The sequence below is a fragment of the Streptomyces sp. NBC_00440 genome, assembly GCF_036014215.1.
GTDB lineage: Bacteria > Actinomycetota > Actinomycetes > Streptomycetales > Streptomycetaceae > Streptomyces.
In genome coordinates this window covers 4,234,349-4,248,917 of sequence record NZ_CP107921.1, presented here as the reverse complement: position 1 = coordinate 4,248,917, position 14,569 = coordinate 4,234,349, and the positions used below count along the sequence as shown (strand labels likewise).

The 14,569-nt window shown below is 70.4% G+C and carries 11 protein-coding genes; 5 read left to right on the top strand and 6 right to left on the bottom strand.

The window, feature by feature from the left end; genetic code table 11:
- Positions 1-133 precede the first annotated feature (133 nt).
- Complete coding sequence (snpA, locus tag OHB13_RS19230; protein WP_266855121.1) at positions 134-811, bottom strand: snapalysin; 678 nt, start codon at positions 809-811, stop codon at positions 134-136.
- A 164-nt stretch (positions 812-975) separates the two neighbouring features.
- Here snpA and OHB13_RS19225 point away from each other — a divergent pair, with 164 nt between their 5' ends.
- The 4 genes from OHB13_RS19225 (at position 976) to metG (ending at position 5,965) form a co-directional block, all read left to right on the top strand.
- Complete coding sequence (locus tag OHB13_RS19225; protein WP_328377922.1) at positions 976-1,869, top strand: LysR family transcriptional regulator; 894 nt, start codon at positions 976-978, stop codon at positions 1,867-1,869.
- Positions 1,870-1,996: 127 nt separating this feature from the next.
- Positions 1,997-2,299, top strand: coding sequence for a barstar family protein (locus OHB13_RS19220; RefSeq protein ID WP_266855123.1), 303 nt, complete (start codon positions 1,997-1,999; stop codon positions 2,297-2,299).
- A gap of 163 nt (positions 2,300-2,462) precedes the next feature.
- The gene (locus OHB13_RS19215) at positions 2,463-4,247 is read left to right on the top strand and encodes a VWA domain-containing protein (protein WP_328377921.1); all 1,785 of its coding nucleotides are present in this window, start codon (positions 2,463-2,465) and stop codon (positions 4,245-4,247) included.
- A gap of 104 nt (positions 4,248-4,351) precedes the next feature.
- The gene (metG, locus tag OHB13_RS19210) at positions 4,352-5,965 is read left to right on the top strand and encodes a methionine--tRNA ligase (protein ID WP_266855125.1); all 1,614 of its coding nucleotides are present in this window, start codon (positions 4,352-4,354) and stop codon (positions 5,963-5,965) included.
- A 69-nt stretch (positions 5,966-6,034) separates the two neighbouring features.
- On the opposite strand, the gene OHB13_RS19205 is transcribed toward metG, so the two are convergent.
- From OHB13_RS19205 to aspS, 3 genes are all read right to left on the bottom strand, one after another.
- A complete protein-coding gene (locus OHB13_RS19205) occupies positions 6,035-6,622 on the bottom strand; it encodes a Uma2 family endonuclease (RefSeq protein ID WP_328377920.1) in 588 nt (195 codons plus the stop codon).
- Positions 6,623-6,686: 64 nt separating this feature from the next.
- Positions 6,687-7,499, bottom strand: a complete 813-nt coding sequence (locus OHB13_RS19200) for a L,D-transpeptidase family protein (protein ID WP_328377919.1) — start codon at positions 7,497-7,499, stop codon at positions 6,687-6,689.
- Positions 7,500-7,983: 484 nt separating this feature from the next.
- On the bottom strand, positions 7,984-9,777 hold the full coding sequence (aspS, locus tag OHB13_RS19195) for an aspartate--tRNA ligase (RefSeq protein ID WP_266855128.1): 1,794 nt from the start codon (positions 9,775-9,777) through the stop codon (positions 7,984-7,986).
- Between the two features lie 170 nt (positions 9,778-9,947).
- On the opposite strand from aspS, the gene OHB13_RS19190 reads away from it, so the two are divergent.
- A complete protein-coding gene (locus OHB13_RS19190; RefSeq protein WP_328377918.1) occupies positions 9,948-12,434 on the top strand; it encodes an ATP-binding SpoIIE family protein phosphatase in 2,487 nt (828 codons plus the stop codon).
- Here the strand turns inward: OHB13_RS19190 and OHB13_RS19185 are convergent.
- Together OHB13_RS19185 and OHB13_RS19180 are read right to left on the bottom strand one after the other, a co-directional pair.
- Complete coding sequence (locus tag OHB13_RS19185) at positions 12,344-13,465, bottom strand: AI-2E family transporter (protein WP_266855129.1); 1,122 nt, start codon at positions 13,463-13,465, stop codon at positions 12,344-12,346. The genes OHB13_RS19190 and OHB13_RS19185 overlap by 91 nt on opposite strands.
- A 96-nt stretch (positions 13,466-13,561) precedes the next feature.
- Positions 13,562-14,518 (bottom strand): pirin family protein, encoded by a 957-nt coding sequence (locus OHB13_RS19180; protein WP_328377917.1) that lies wholly within the window; start codon positions 14,516-14,518, stop codon positions 13,562-13,564.
- Positions 14,519-14,569 lie beyond the last annotated feature (51 nt).

Here is a 14,569-nt window from a genome sequence, read left to right as displayed (position 1 = left end):
ACATCGTCAACGACGCCGGGTGCGGGGGTGGGGGGCCGACGCCGGGGAGGTGGCGTCAGGGCCTAGGTGTCGGATCAGATCCTGGCTGCTGTCAGTCGGACAGTGACCGCTGTCAGCCGGATCCTGGCTGCTGTCAGGACTTGCGCGCCGCGTTCACCTTGGCCAGGGCCTTGGCGAAGCCGTTCGCCCACAGCGAGTCGACCTGGGCGCGCTCCTGCGCGTCCGGCTGCCGGTTGGTGCAGGACGGGCCGGGGCCGCCGCCCGACATCAGCTCGCTGCACGGGCCGCTGTAGTCGTCGGGAAGGCCGAGCACATGGCCGGTCTCGTGGGCGGTGACGCGGATCGAGTCGTACTCCTGGGTCTGCGCGTGGTCCAGGAAGATGAAGCCGCTGCCGTGTCCGTCCGTCGAGGCGTACGAACCCTGCGGGTCGTCGCCCTCGCGGTAGGAGAAGTCGGCGCCGGACGATCCCGACTGGAGCTGGACGTTGGTCTCCGCGGCGTTCCATATCTGGGCGCTGGCCGCTATCTGGCTCTGGTAACTGGGCGCGGCCGAGGCGTCGTAGGTGATGGTGACGGACTTCAGCCCGGGGTGGGCCGCCTGCTTCTTCGCGACCGACTTCATGACGGCGTCGAAGAAGGCTTTGTTGCCCGCCTCCTGCTTCGCACTCGCGTAGTGCTGGGCGCCGAGCTGGGCCGTGTGCGGTACGGGGGCCTGCGTGGAGGTGGCCGCCTGGACGGGGGACACGGTACCGAGGGCGGCGGCGATGCCGAGGCCGAGGATCGCGGACAACGCGGTATTACGGTGCTTCATGTGGGGGGCTCCTACTCGTCCGGTGTGGGGGTGAACGGGTGGTACCGGAGAGTGTGCTGTGCGGGCGCCCCGCCGGGATGATGGCAACTGGCGATAACTTGGGGCTATCGGTGGGGGTTTGATGGTCTGGTGCCGCCCCGGGCGCACCCCTACTCTCGGGTTCCATGGACCTTGAAGTGCGGCATCTCCGCGCACTGTGCGCCATAGCGGACACCGGCAGCCTGCACCGGGCGGCGCGTGAGCTGGGCATGAGCCAGCCCTCGCTCACCACGCAGCTCCGCCGGATCGAGAACTCACTGGGCGGGCAGCTCTTCTCCCGTGCGCGCACGGGCTGTCGGCCCACCCCGCTGGGGCGCACCGTGCTCAGCCGGGCGCGGCCGCTGATCGACGAGATGCGCTCGCTGGTCACCGAGGCGAAGGCCGCCGCCGCGCGTGCGGCCGGGCCCCGGCTGCGGATCGGTGCGACGGCGAGCCGCGCCATCCCCGGCTGGCTGCGCCGGCTGCGCACCCGGCTGCCGGACACCGAGACCTCGCTCCACATGGACGTGTCGGCCAACGCGCTGCTGCGTCTGGTGGCCGCGGGCCAGCTGGACGTGGCGTTCGTGCACGAGGTCGAGGGGTGCCCGCTGCGCGTACCGGACGGCCTGGAGATCCGCGTCCTGGTCGAGCGCGAACCGCAGTCCGTGACGCTGGCGGTGGACCATCCGGCGGCCGCCGACCCGGTGGTGAAGCTGGCCGACCTGGCGACGGACCAGTGGATGGTCGACCCGACCGTGGACGGCGAATGGGACGGGATGCGCCGGATGCTGCGCGAGGCGGGCCTCAATCCCCGGGTGCTGCACGGCGATTACCTCACGGCGTTCGCCCTGGTCGCGTCCGGCGAGGTGGTCACGGTCTGCCAGCCGACCACCAGACCCAGACCCGACCTGGTGATAAGACCCCTGCACGGGGATCCCCTGGGCGTACGGCTGCTGCTCGCGGCGCGGCCCGGGACGGACGGGGCGGAGCTGGACGTCGTGTACGAGGAGCTGGCGGCGGCCTACGGGGAGTTGCTCTGAGCCGCGCCGTCACTTCTGAGCCGCGCCGTCACTGAGGGTGAAGTCGTGTTCCCCGTGGAGCCACCGGGGAGTCCGGGTGGCGTCGGCCCGGCACACCTGTCGTACCTTCCGCGTACCATCCGCTGCCATGGGCTCCGAACTGGTCGTGGATCTGCGCACGCTGCCGCTCGTCTCACTCGACGACTTCTGGGACGCGGTGTCCCGGCCGTGCGGACTGCCCGACTGGTTCGGCCGCAACTTGGATGCCTGGTGGGACGTGGTGGAGACGCGGGGCGTCTCGGAAACGGTGGACGCGCACGGCCTGCTGGTCGTACGGGCCAGGGCGGCCGGTCTTTTCGCTCCGGGACAGCCGGACGGCGCACGGCTGTCGGCACTGTTCGCCGACACGACCCGCGCACGGCTCGACCTGGAGCCCGGCACGGCGGCGTGAGTCCTACCCTCTCCTGAGACCGGCCCTTCAGGGGCCAGTCGGTCCAAGATCGCCGAAGGCGGTCGCTAACCTTACGTGTCCGCCCTGGCCAGGGATCGACTCCCGTCGGCGCGGACTTGTCTCGTACTCGACTCATTGCGAATCATTGCGAAAGGTCTCGCCCATGGGCATTCGGAGCTTGCTGCGCAAGGTGTTTGGACGCGACCGCGTGGAGTCCGGTGAGCCGTCGGCGGCCACTACCGTTCCGGCGCAGGCCGAGCGTACGACGACGCCCGCGAAGGCGGCCCACACCGGGACGGCGGCAACGACCTCTGCGGGGTCCTCGCCGGAGGTGACATCGTCGGACTCGGCACCGGAGAAGGCGTCGTCGGAAGCGGTGTCATCGGAAACGGCGTCGTCGGAACGGGTGTCATCCGCGGGCACGTCGTCGGAGAAGCCCCGCACGGTGTCGCTGCCCGCCCAGGCCGACAAGGCGTCGACCGCCGTCCCCGCTGCCGAGAAGCCGGCCCCGAAGCCGGCCCGCAGGTCCGGGATCGCGTCCGACCTGGTGGCGGAGGCCTTCGACAACCCGAAGCGGAGGCGGGCGGAGCCGACTGTCCCGGCCCAGGGGAAGGCGTCGGACGAGGCCGCACCGGAACGGAAGCCCAAGCCGGAGCCTGAGCTTGAGCCGAAGGCCGAGCAGGAGCCCGCTCCGGCCGCCTCCGAGGACGCACCGGTCGCCGCCGAGGCGGAGGCTGTTGAGGTACCGGCGGTCGAGGCGGAGGCGGTCGAGGTACCGGCGGTCGCGGGCGAGGCTGAGCCCGTCGCGACGGAGCCGGAAGCCGCTGCCGAATCGGAGCCGGTTGCCGCCGAGGCGAAGGCTGTTGAGGCGGATGCCCCTGAGCCTGAGGCTGTTGAGCCGGAGAAGGTCGAGGCTGAGAAGGCTGAGGCTGTTGAGTCCGAGGCTGACACGGCTGACACGGCTGACACGGCCGGCACGGCCGGCACAGAGGCGAAGCCCGGAACCGAGCCCAAGGCGGAGGCCGCAGAGCCGACGGCGGAGCCGGTCACCATCGCCGAGCCCGAACCGGCCGTGACGGAACCCGCGACCGCGGAGGCCGAGCCGGTCACCGCCGACGCGACGCCCGAACCGGCCGGGACCGAGCCCGCTACCGACGAGGCCGAGCCGGAAGCAGCCGCAGAGGCAGCAGCGACCGAAGCACCGACCGAAACAGACCCCGAGGCGGCCGAGGCGGACCAGGCAACCGAGCCGGCCGCACCCGTGTCCCCGGCGGCGACCGCCGCCCCCGCCGACCTCACGACCCGCGCGCCCCAGCTCGCCAGCGCCTACCAGGCCGCCGGCGCCGAGATCGGCAAGGCCGGACTGACCGGCGCCAGGGCGGCCGTCTATCTCGTGCTCGACCGGTCGGGTTCCATGCGGCCGTACTACAAGGACGGCAGCGCGCAGGCCCTCGGCGAGCAGACCCTCGCCCTCGCCGCGCACCTCGACGAGCAGGCCACCGTCCGCGTCGTCTTCTTCTCGACGGACATCGACGGCACCGGAGAGCTGACGCTCGACGCGTACGAAGGCCGCGTCGACGAGCTGCACGCCGGACTCGGACGGCTGGGCCGCACCAGCTACCACCGGGCCGTCGAGGAGGTCGCGGCTCTGCACGAGAAGTCCGCCGACCCCACCGCCCCGGCCCTGGTGATCTTCCAGACGGACGGCGCCCCGGACGCCAAGGTCGTGGCCAAGCAGGCCATCGCCGAGGTCGCGGACAAGCCGCTGTTCTGGCAGTTCGTGGCCTTCGGCGACCACGAGTCGAAGGCGTTCGACTTCCTGCGGAAGCTGGACGTCCCGCACGCCGCGTTCTTCCACGCGGGACCCACACCGCGCGAGCTGGCCGACTCCGAGGTGTACGAGCAGCTGCTCGCGGCCTTCCCGGCCTGGCTGGCGGCGCGCAGCTGACACCGGACAGCACCGTCCTGCCGACCGGGCCCCCGTCCACGTGGACGGGGGCCCGGCGCATAATCCGGTCGGAGGCCCGCCGTGAGGAAGTTAGGATTTCGACCATGGCGGCCACTGGATCTGAGAAGCAGGGGACGAACGCGTACTACGTATCGACCCCCATTTACTACGTCAACGACGCTCCTCACCTGGGCCACGCCTACACGACCGTTGCAGGGGACGTGCTCACGCGCTGGCACCGTCAGCGCGGCGAGAAGGTGTGGTACCTCACCGGCACGGACGAGCACGGTCAGAAGATCATGCGCACGGCCGAGGCGAACAACGTCACACCGCAGGAGTGGTGCGACAAGCTCGTCGAGGAGTCCTGGAAGCCCCTCTGGGAGCATCTGAACATCGCGAATGACGACTTCATCCGGACGACGGAGAAGCGGCACACGGACCGTGTGCAGGAGTTCGTGCAGGACCTGTTCGACAAGGACGAGATCTACAAGGGCGGGTACGAAGGCCCGTACTGCGTGGGCTGCGAGGAGTACAAGCTCCCCGGCGACCTGATCGAGGGCGAGCCCGACTTCCCCGGTCAGAAGCTGTGCCCGATCCACAAGAAGCCGGTGGAGATCCTCAAGGAGGAGAACTACTTCTTCAAGCTGAGCGAGTACGGCCCGAAGCTGCTGGAGTTCTACGAGGCCAACCCGGGCTTCATCCAGCCCGAGTCGGCGCGCAACGAGGTCGTGAACTTCGTACGGCAGGGGCTTCAGGACCTGTCCATCTCACGCTCGACCTTCGACTGGGGCGTCCCGGTGCCGTGGGACGAGAAGCACGTCATCTACGTCTGGGTGGACGCGCTCCTCAACTACGCCACGGCCGTCGGCTACGGCGCGAACCAGCAGAAGTTCGACGAGACGTTCCCGGCCGACGTGCACCTGGTCGGCAAGGACATCCTGCGCTTCCACGCGGTGATCTGGCCCGCGATGCTGATGGCCCAGGGCCTGCCGGTGCCCGGCAGGGTCGCGGCGAACGGCTGGCTGATGGTCGGCGGCGAGAAGATGTCGAAGTCGAACCTGACCGGCATCAAGCCGCAGGATCTGACCTCGCACTTCGGCGTGGACGCCTACCGCTGGTACTTCCTGCGGGCCATCGCCTTCGGCAGCGACGGATCGTTCTCCTGGGAGGACTTCTCCGCCCGCTACACCTCCGAGCTGGCGAACGACTACGGCAACCTCGCCTCGCGCGTGGCCGCCATGGTCGGCAAGTACTACGGCGGAACCCTGCCGGCCGCTGAGGCCCCGGGCGCTGCCGAGCAGGCCGTCCAGGAGGGTCTGGCCAAGGCGGTCACCGAGTCCGACCGGCTGATCGGCGAGGAGCTGGACTTCCAGGGCGGCATCCTGGCGGTCTTCGACTTCGTGAAGCAGGTCAACGGCTACATCACGGAGCAGGAGCCGTGGAAGGTCGCCAAGGACGAGTCGCCGGAGGGCCGGGCCCGCCTCGCGACCATCCTCTACACGGCGGCCGAGTCGCTGCGCGGTGTCGCGGTCCTGCTCAACGCGGTGATGCCGGAGACCTCGCAGAGCCTGTGGGATTCGCTGGGCGCCGAGGCGGGCCTCGGCGCGCTGGCCGACCAGAAGCTCCAGGAGTCGGGCGTCTGGGGGCAGCTCCCGGCCGGCGCGACGGTGACGAAGGGCGCGGTGCTGTTCCCCCGCCTGGAGGAGAAGCCGGCGTAGCCGGACCGAGCGACAGAAGGAGGGCCCGGAACCGCGATCGGTTCCGGGCCCTCCTTCTGCGCCCGTGGGTCAGCGCACCCAGGCCGTCAACGGCGCCGTGTCCAGCTCGATCCCGACCGGAGCGGGCAGCTCGACGCTCTTCCCGAACGGGACCGTGGTCACCTGCTCGTACCGCACACCGTCCGGCAGCGAGTGGACCTTGACCTCGCCCGCGTCGCGGTCGATCAGCAGATAGACGGGGATCCCGGTCTCGGCGTAGGCACGCGGCTTCTCCACCCGGTCCCGGCGGACGGTGTCGGCGTCGTTCGAGGTGACCTCGACCACCATCAGCACACCGTCCGCGCCGGCCCACTCACCCTGGCCGACGAACGTGCCGCTGGGGGCGAGAGCTCCATCGGGGCGGGCGTTGCCCTTGCGATAGGTCTCTACCCGCAGACCCTGCTCCGGGTAGAGCCACAGCCCCGGGTCGGCCTGCATGCACAGGCGTGTCAGCCATTCGATGATCCGCCCGTGGTCCCCGTCCGGCACAGCTTTGACCCCCAACTTCCCGTTCACGAACTCCAGACGCACCGCTTCGTCGGTTCGTATGGCATGCCGGGCCAGTTCCTCGAACACTTCCTGGGTCAGGACGGTGTACCGCTCTTCCACGACGCTCACCACGGTCTTCTCAGGGGCAGGTGACTGTCCAGCCTACGGGGCGCCACACCGCCCCCGCGTGGCTTCACTCCCCCAGCATCGAGGCGTCCCCCATGGCGACCACGGGGTCCTTCTTCGGGTCCAGCCAGCGCAGCAGTTCCTTCATCCGGTCCTCCGGCAGGGAGACGCAGCCGTGCGTGGGGCCGCCGTGGTCGACGTGGAACCAGACGCCGCCGCCCCGGTCCGCGCCCATCGGGCGGGTCCAGTCGAGCGGGGTGGTGCCCGGCTTGTGGTTGTAGTTGATCGCCACCACGTAGTCGAAGGCGCCCGCCAGGGACTCCCCGTCGAAGCCGGTGCCCGCGGCGACGAAGGAGGGCCCGTGGTCGTACGGCAGGCGGGTGCCGGGGTCCGCCTTGCGGCCGCCCGCGTCGGTCAGGCCGAAGACCCCGGCGGGTGAGTGGAGATCGCCCTGGTAGTGCTCCTCGGTCCAGCCGTGCAGGGCGTTGTGAGCGGGCCACGGGTCGGAGACCGGCTCCCAGCCCTTGGCCGGGTCGCGCACGTAGAGGAGGACGGTGGAACTGCTGGAGTCCGCTGCGTCGCCGGTGACGACGACGGCCTGCCGGGCGGACTGCGGGATCTTGGCCAGGGTCTTGGGGCCGAGCGCGGGGATCTCCTTGACCTCCTGAAGCTCCGCGGCCCGGCGGAGCTGCGGGTGGGCCGCGGGCGTCGCGGGCGCTGCGGCCGCCCCGGGCGGCCCGCCGTGACCGCTGTTGTCCTCGACCGCCCGGGCCGGGACTGCCGTGTGTCCCGGGAACCCCGAACACCCGGAGAGCACCAACCCACCGGTGACCAGGGCGGTCGCGACGAGCGCACCTCTGGGAAGTCGGCGAAGAGACATGTACGAGCCTTTCATTTCACGTCGGGTACGTCGGGTCACGTCGGATCACATCGGGTGCACGCCGTTAACGACTGGTGGGTGCCGTAGGCGTCGTTCATTTCAAGGAACCGTGCGAGGTTCCCCCCGGGGTTGGCCCCTTTGTGGAAGTTGGTGTGACGTTCGATGGCGGTTTCGACACCGTTGTCGCGCATTGCGTCCCGTCCAGGGCAAGCCGTACGACCGGAGCAAGCCGTGGCGCGTCGCCGCGCACCCACAGACTTGCCAGAATCAGATTGCCCCCGTCATTGGCCCCGGTCCCGACCGGCACGCCGATCAGTACGTCGTACTGGTCCGTCCCGTGCAGCCCATTCCGGCCGCCCACGCCTGTGAGACGAGAGAGGACACCGACGGGTTGCCGTGTCGGAGAAGGAAACTGACGGCACAGAACAGCCCCCGGTCGGTCGACCGGGGGCTGTTGCGCTGTTTCACGTGAAACCGGCAGGCGCTACTTCTCCTGCTTGTCCTGCTTGTCCTTGACCGGGGCCACGGGCTTGCGCAGCTGGATGTTCAGCTCGCGCAGCCGGGTCTCGTCGAGCACCGTGGGCGCGCCCATCATCAGGTCCTGCGCGTTGCCGTTGAGCGGGAACGCGATCGTCTCGCGAATGTTCGGCTCGTCGGCGAGCAGCATCACGATGCGGTCCACACCCGGGGCGATGCCGCCGTGCGGCGGGGCGCCGAGGCGGAAGGCGCGCAGCATTCCGGCGAACTCGTGCTCCACGGTCTCCCGGTCGTAGCCGGCGATCTCGAACGCCTTGAGCATCAGCTCGGGCTCGTGGTTACGGATGGCGCCCGAGGAGAGCTCGATGCCGTTGCAGACGATGTCGTACTGGTACGCCAGGATGGCGAGCGGGTCCTTCTCCTCCAGGTCTGCGTAGCCGCCCTGGGGCATCGAGAAGGGGTTGTGCGAGAAGTCGATCTTGCCGGTCTCCTCGTCCCTCTCGTACATCGGGAAGTCGACGATCCAGCAGAACCGGAACACGTCCTCCTCGAAGTGGCCGGCGCGCTTGGCCGCCTCCACTCGGACCCCGGACATGATCTTGGAGACCTCGTCGAACTCGCCCGCGCCGAAGAAGACCGCGTGGCCGGGCTTGAGCTCCAGGCGCTCGGTGAGCGCCGTGATGTCGCCCTCGGAGAGGAACTTGGCGATCGGTCCGGCGATCGCGCCGTCGTCGCCGACGCGCACCCAGGCCAGACCCTTGGCGCCCTGCTCGACGGCGTACGCACCGAGTCCGTCGAAGAACTTGCGGGACTGGCCCGCGGTGTCCGGGACGGGCAGCGCGCGGACGTGCTTGCCCGCGAACGCCTTGAAGCCGGAGTCGGCGAAGACGTCGGAGACATCGACGAGTTCGAGCCGGGCGCGCAGGTCGGGCTTGTCGTTTCCGTACTTCAGCATCGACTCACGGAACGGGATGCGCGGGAACGGCGAGGTGACGTGGCGGCCGTTGCCGAACTCCTCGAAGAGTTCGGTCATCAGCTTCTCGATCGGGCGGAAGACGTCCTCCTGCTCGACGAAGCTCATCTCGACGTCGAGCTGGTAGAACTCGCCCGGTGAGCGGTCCGCGCGGGCGTCCTCGTCGCGGAAGCAGGGCGCGATCTGGAAGTAGCGGTCGAAGCCCGAGATCATCAGCAGCTGCTTGAACTGCTGCGGGGCCTGCGGGAGCGCGTAGAACTTACCCGGGTTGAGCCGGGACGGCACCACGAAGTCACGGGCGCCCTCGGGGGAGGTCGCGGTGAGGATCGGGGTCGCCATCTCGTTGAAGCCGAGCGCGACCATCTTCGAGCGGATCGAGGCGATCACCGAGGAGCGCAGCATGATGTTGCGGTGCATCCGCTCGCGGCGCAGGTCGAGGAAGCGGTACTCCAGTCGCCGCTCCTCGTTGACGCCGTCCTCGGCGTTGATGGTGAAGGGGAGCGGGGCGGCGGCGCCGAGCACCTCGACCGCGCCGACCTCGATCTCGACCTCGCCGGTCGGCAGTTCCTCGTTGACGTTCTCGGTGCCGCGTGCGGAGACCTTGCCGTCGATACGGACGACCGTCTCCTTGGTGACCTTGGAGAGCGCCTCGTTGGCGGGGGTGCCGGGGCGGGCGACGAGCTGCGTGATGCCGTAGTGGTCGCGCAGATCGATGAAGAGGATGCCGCCCAGGTCTCGGCGATTGTGCAGCCAGCCGCTCAGCCGGACATCGGAGCCGACGTCAGAGGCGCGCAGTTCACCGCACGTGTGGGACCTGTACCGATGCATCGTTCATCCAGTTCTTCGCGAGACAGGCGGGAAGGGTGTACTTCGCACCAGGGTACCGCCGGGCACACCGTGCCTTTACGCCTTTATCGGCCCGGGCCCGCGGCCCGGGAACGGCCGCATGGACGCACCCTGTGTGGCGGCTGCCGGTCCCACCTTCTTAAAGTGGGTCAATGCGCACCGAGGACGTCCTGGCCGCCATCGCGACCGGCCTGTGGCGATGGGACAACACCGCCGGGATCGTCACACTCGACGCTGAAGCCGCCCGGCTCCTCGGTCTGCCCGCCGAAGCGACCGCCCTGTCCGAGGCCGCTGCCCGCTCCCGCTTCCACCCCGTCGACTGGAACGAGGTCAACGGGACGGTGAATCTGGCGGTCGCCGAGGACACCCTCGCCGAGGCCCGGCTGCGCATCGTCGATGAGACGGGCCGGGTGCTGCGTACCGTACGCAGCCGCTCCAAGCCGGTGATCAGCCCGCACGGCTATATCCTCGTCGGCACTCTGCAGGAGGTGGCGGAGCCGCAGCCCGGCGACGCGGTGCACACCCCGATCACCGGTGACTGGCGCCGCTCCCGCGAGGCGTTCCTGCTGGACGCGGGGCGCGCGCTCGCCGAGGCCAGGTCCACCGAGGAGGTGCTGCGGGTCGCCGCCTCGCTCTCCATGCCGGGGTTCGAGCCGGACGGCCTCGCGGTCTTCGGGATCACCGGCGACTGGCTGACGGTCATCGGTCACCACGGTCACAACCCCGGCCAGGACAGCCTGATGGCCGAATTCCCGATGAGTACGGAGACGGAATATCCCGCCGCCGAGGTCGCCAGGACGGGGCGGGCCATCTATCTGCCGACGCCCGCCACCTACCGGGAGCGCTACCCCCGGTTCTGGCCCGCCGTGGCGCCCCTCAACCGGCAGTCCTGGGCGTTCGTCCCGCTGGTCGACGCGGGGGTGACGATCGGCGCCTGGATGGCGGCCTTCGCCTACCCGGTCAGCTTCTCGCCCGACGAACGCTCGGTGCTGACGACGGTCGCCCGGATGCTGGCGCAGGCCCTCGCCCGCGCCGGGGTCGCCGACAACGAGCGTGAGCTGTCGCTCGGGCTCCAGCGTTCGATGCTGCCGATGCTGGGCCCGCGTATCCCGGGGATGACGGTCGCCGCACGCTATGTACCGACCGGCGGCGGGCTCCAGGTCGGCGGCGACTGGTACGACGTGATCGCGCTGCCGGGGAGCACCGCACAGGAGAACGGCAAGGGCGGCGGCCGGGTGGCACTGGTGATCGGCGACGTCCAGGGCCATGACGTACGGGCCGCCGGGATGATGGGTCAGCTGCGGATCGCCCTGCGCGCGTACGCGGCCGAGGGCCATCCGCCCGATGCCGTGCTCTCCCGGGCCTCCCGGTTCCTGTACGGCCTCACGGACACCTACGACCAGCGCGACTCCGACGAGCCGCCCACCCCGCGCTTCGCGACCTGTCTGTACATCGAGGTCGACCCGGCCACCGGCACGCTCGACGTGGCCCGCGCGGGCCACCCCGACCCGACGGTGCGCACGACCGACGGCACGGTGCTGATGCGGCCCGCGGAGGGCGGGCTGCCACTGGGTATCCATCCGGACACCGACTACCCGACGACCCGGCTGGTGCTCCAGCCCGGCGAGACGCTGATGATGTGCACGGACGGGCTCATAGAGACCGGCGGCCACGATCTCGACACGGGCTGGGAGCGGATCCGCGAAACCCTGGAACGGCACACCGGGGACAATCTGGAAATCCTCGCCGACGCACTGGTGCAGGCCGCGCACGGTCCGCCGGAGCACCACCACACCGGGCCGTTCTCCGACCGCCGCGAGGACGACATCGCCGTCCTGCTGATGTCCCGCGCGGGCGAGCCCGTACGGGCGGGCGCCACCCGGCACATCGCCCTGGCGATCGCGCAGGCCCAGCCGGAGCGCGTCTCGGCGGCCCGCAGCCAGCTGCGGCAGCTGCTGCACGACTGGGCGGACAGCGAACAGGTCGACTCGGCCGCGCTGATGGTCTCCGAGATGGCGACGAACGTCCTCATCCACACCGACGGCGACGCGACGCTGACCGCGGACGTCACCGGCGAGCCCGGCAGCCGGCGGCTGCGGGTCGAGGTCTCCGACGACAGCGACGAACTGCCGCACAAGCGGCGCCCGGGCGAGATGGCCTCGTCGGGGCGCGGGCTGCTGCTGATGGAGATGCTCGCGGACATGTGGGGAGTGGATCCGCGGGGCTCCGGCAAGTCGATCTGGTTCGAACTCTACGAGTCACGCGGCGGATCGAAGGACCGATCCGCCGGGTCCGGCGAGCCGGGCGACGACGCCGAGGGGCCGTCGTCCGATCTGCTGTCCGACTTCCTGGCCGACCTCGCACCGGACGAGCTGCTGGAGCCGGACGGCCCGCAGGCCGATGGCGCGCAGGGTGACGGAACACGGGATGACAGCGCGCAGGGTGACGGCGCGCGGAGTGACAGCCCGCGGAGTGACAGCCCGGGTGACGGCACACGGAGTGGGGACCGGCCGGGAGACATCCCGCCGGGAACGGAGTCCGGATCGGCTCACGCGTCCCCGTCGGGTGCCGGGCCGGGCGCAGGACCGGGGCCGGCTCCCGGGTCCGGGTCCGACTCCGGGTCCGACTCCGGCGGGTAGCGCTTCCGCAGTTCGCCGATCACCCCGAAGGCCGCAGCCGCCACCGGCACGGCGAGCAGCATCCCGAGGAGCCCCGCGATGCTCGCACCGGCCGTCAGCGAGATCATCACCATCGCCGGGTGCATCTGGACCGTACGGCTCTGGATCACCGGCTGAAGCACATGCCCCTCCAGCACCTGCACCAGCAGCACCACGCCCAGCGCCCAGAGCGCGATCGCGAACCCCCGGTCGGCGAGGGCCACCAGCACGGCGACAGCACCGGAGATGAACGCGCCGAGGTACGGGATGTAGGCCCCGACGAACACCAGCGCACCGAGCCCGACCGCACCCGGCACCCCCAGGATCAGCAGCCCGACCGTGATGCAGAGGGCGTCGATGAGCGCGATCAGTGTCGTGCCGCGCATGAACCCTTCGACGGCCTCGAAGGCCCGGCGGGCCATGGCCTCGATGGTGGCTCCGGCCTTGCCCGGAGCGATGGCGTACGCCAGTCCGCGGGCGTGGTCCGAGTCGCGGAGGAAGAAGAAGGTGAGCAGCAGCGCCAGCACGCTGGTCGCGATGAGCGTGCCGATCAGGCTCAGTCCGTTGAGCAGCCCGCCGGCGGCGTTCGCGCCGAACTTGCCGAGCAGACTCTTGGCGTTGTCGGCGATGTTGGTGATGCCGTCGCCGGTCGCCACCCCGAAGTGGTCGGCGATCCACTTCCCGGCGTCCTTCAGCGACGCCACGATCTGGTCGCCGGTGTCGATGAGCGCGGTGATGACGATGTACGCGGCCCCGCCGACGACGGCGACGAGCACGGCGCAGGTGAGCCCGGCCGCGAGCGACCTGTTCAGCCGCATCCGGACCAGCCACCGGTGGACGGGCCCGAGGAGCGCCGTACCGAGCAGGGCGAGCATCACGGGGGTGACGGCGGTCTTGAGCGTGACACAGAGCCAGACCCCGACCGCTGCCACGCCCGTGACGAGCAGCGCGACGACACACCAGGCAGCCAGCCGGCGGGCGTGGGCGGGGAGAAGCGGCTTCTGGGTATGCACGCCCCCAGCCGATCACGGGAGCCCGGCGACGGCTCGTTCGCCGGGGCCGGGCGGGTGGTTGGGGGAATCGCCCCCCAACCACAACCCGCGCATGCACTACATCCCGTGCACCGCCGGCACCGTCCCCAGCCGGCCGCGCTGGAAGTCCTCGAAGGCCTGCTTCAGTTCGGCCTCGCTGTTCATGACGAACGGCCCGTAGTGCGCCATCGGCTCCCGTATCGGACGCCCGCCCAGCAGGACGACCTCCAGGTCCGGGCTCTTCGCGTCCTGGGCCTCGTCCGCGCGGACGGTCAGCGAGGAGCCGGTGCCGAAGACGGCGGTCTGGCCGGTGCGGACCGGGCGGCGGTCCGTACCGACGGAGCCGCGCCCGGCCATGACGTACGCCAGGCCGTTGAAGTCCTCGCGCCACGGCAGCGTGACCTCGGCGCCCGGCCGTACCGTCGCGTGGATCATGGTGATCGGGGTGTGGGTGATGCCGGGGCCGTCGTGGCCGTCCAGCTCGCCCGCGATGACCCGCAGCAGCGCACCGCCGTCGGCCGATGTGAGCAGCTGGACCTGGCCGCCGCCGATGTCCTGGTAGCGCGGGGCCATCATCTTGTCGCTCGCCGGGAGGTTCACCCAGAGCTGGAGCCCATGGAAGAGCCCGCCGCTCACGACCAGCGACTCCGGCGGCGCCTCGATGTGCAGCAGGCCGGAGCCCGCCGTCATCCACTGGGTGTCGCCGTCGTTGATCGTGCCGCCGCCGCCGTTGGAGTCCTGGTGGACGAAGGTTCCGTCGATCAGATAGGTCACGGTCTCGAAGCCGCGGTGCGGGTGCCAGGGCGTGCCCTTGGGCTCTCCGGGTGCGTACTCCACCTCGCCCATCTGGTCCATCATGATGAACGGGTCGAGGTACTGGTAGTTGATCCCGGCGAACGCGCGGCGTACCGGGAACCCCTCGCCCTCGAAGCCTCCCGGCGCGGTCGTCACCGCCAGCACGGGTCGCGGCACGGCGCCCTCCGGCGCGTGGACGCGCGGCAGGGTCAGTGGATTCTCGACGGTGATGGCAGGCATGACGGCCCTCCTGGCGGGATGCTCGGCATTCAAAGTAGTTGAATGGTGAAC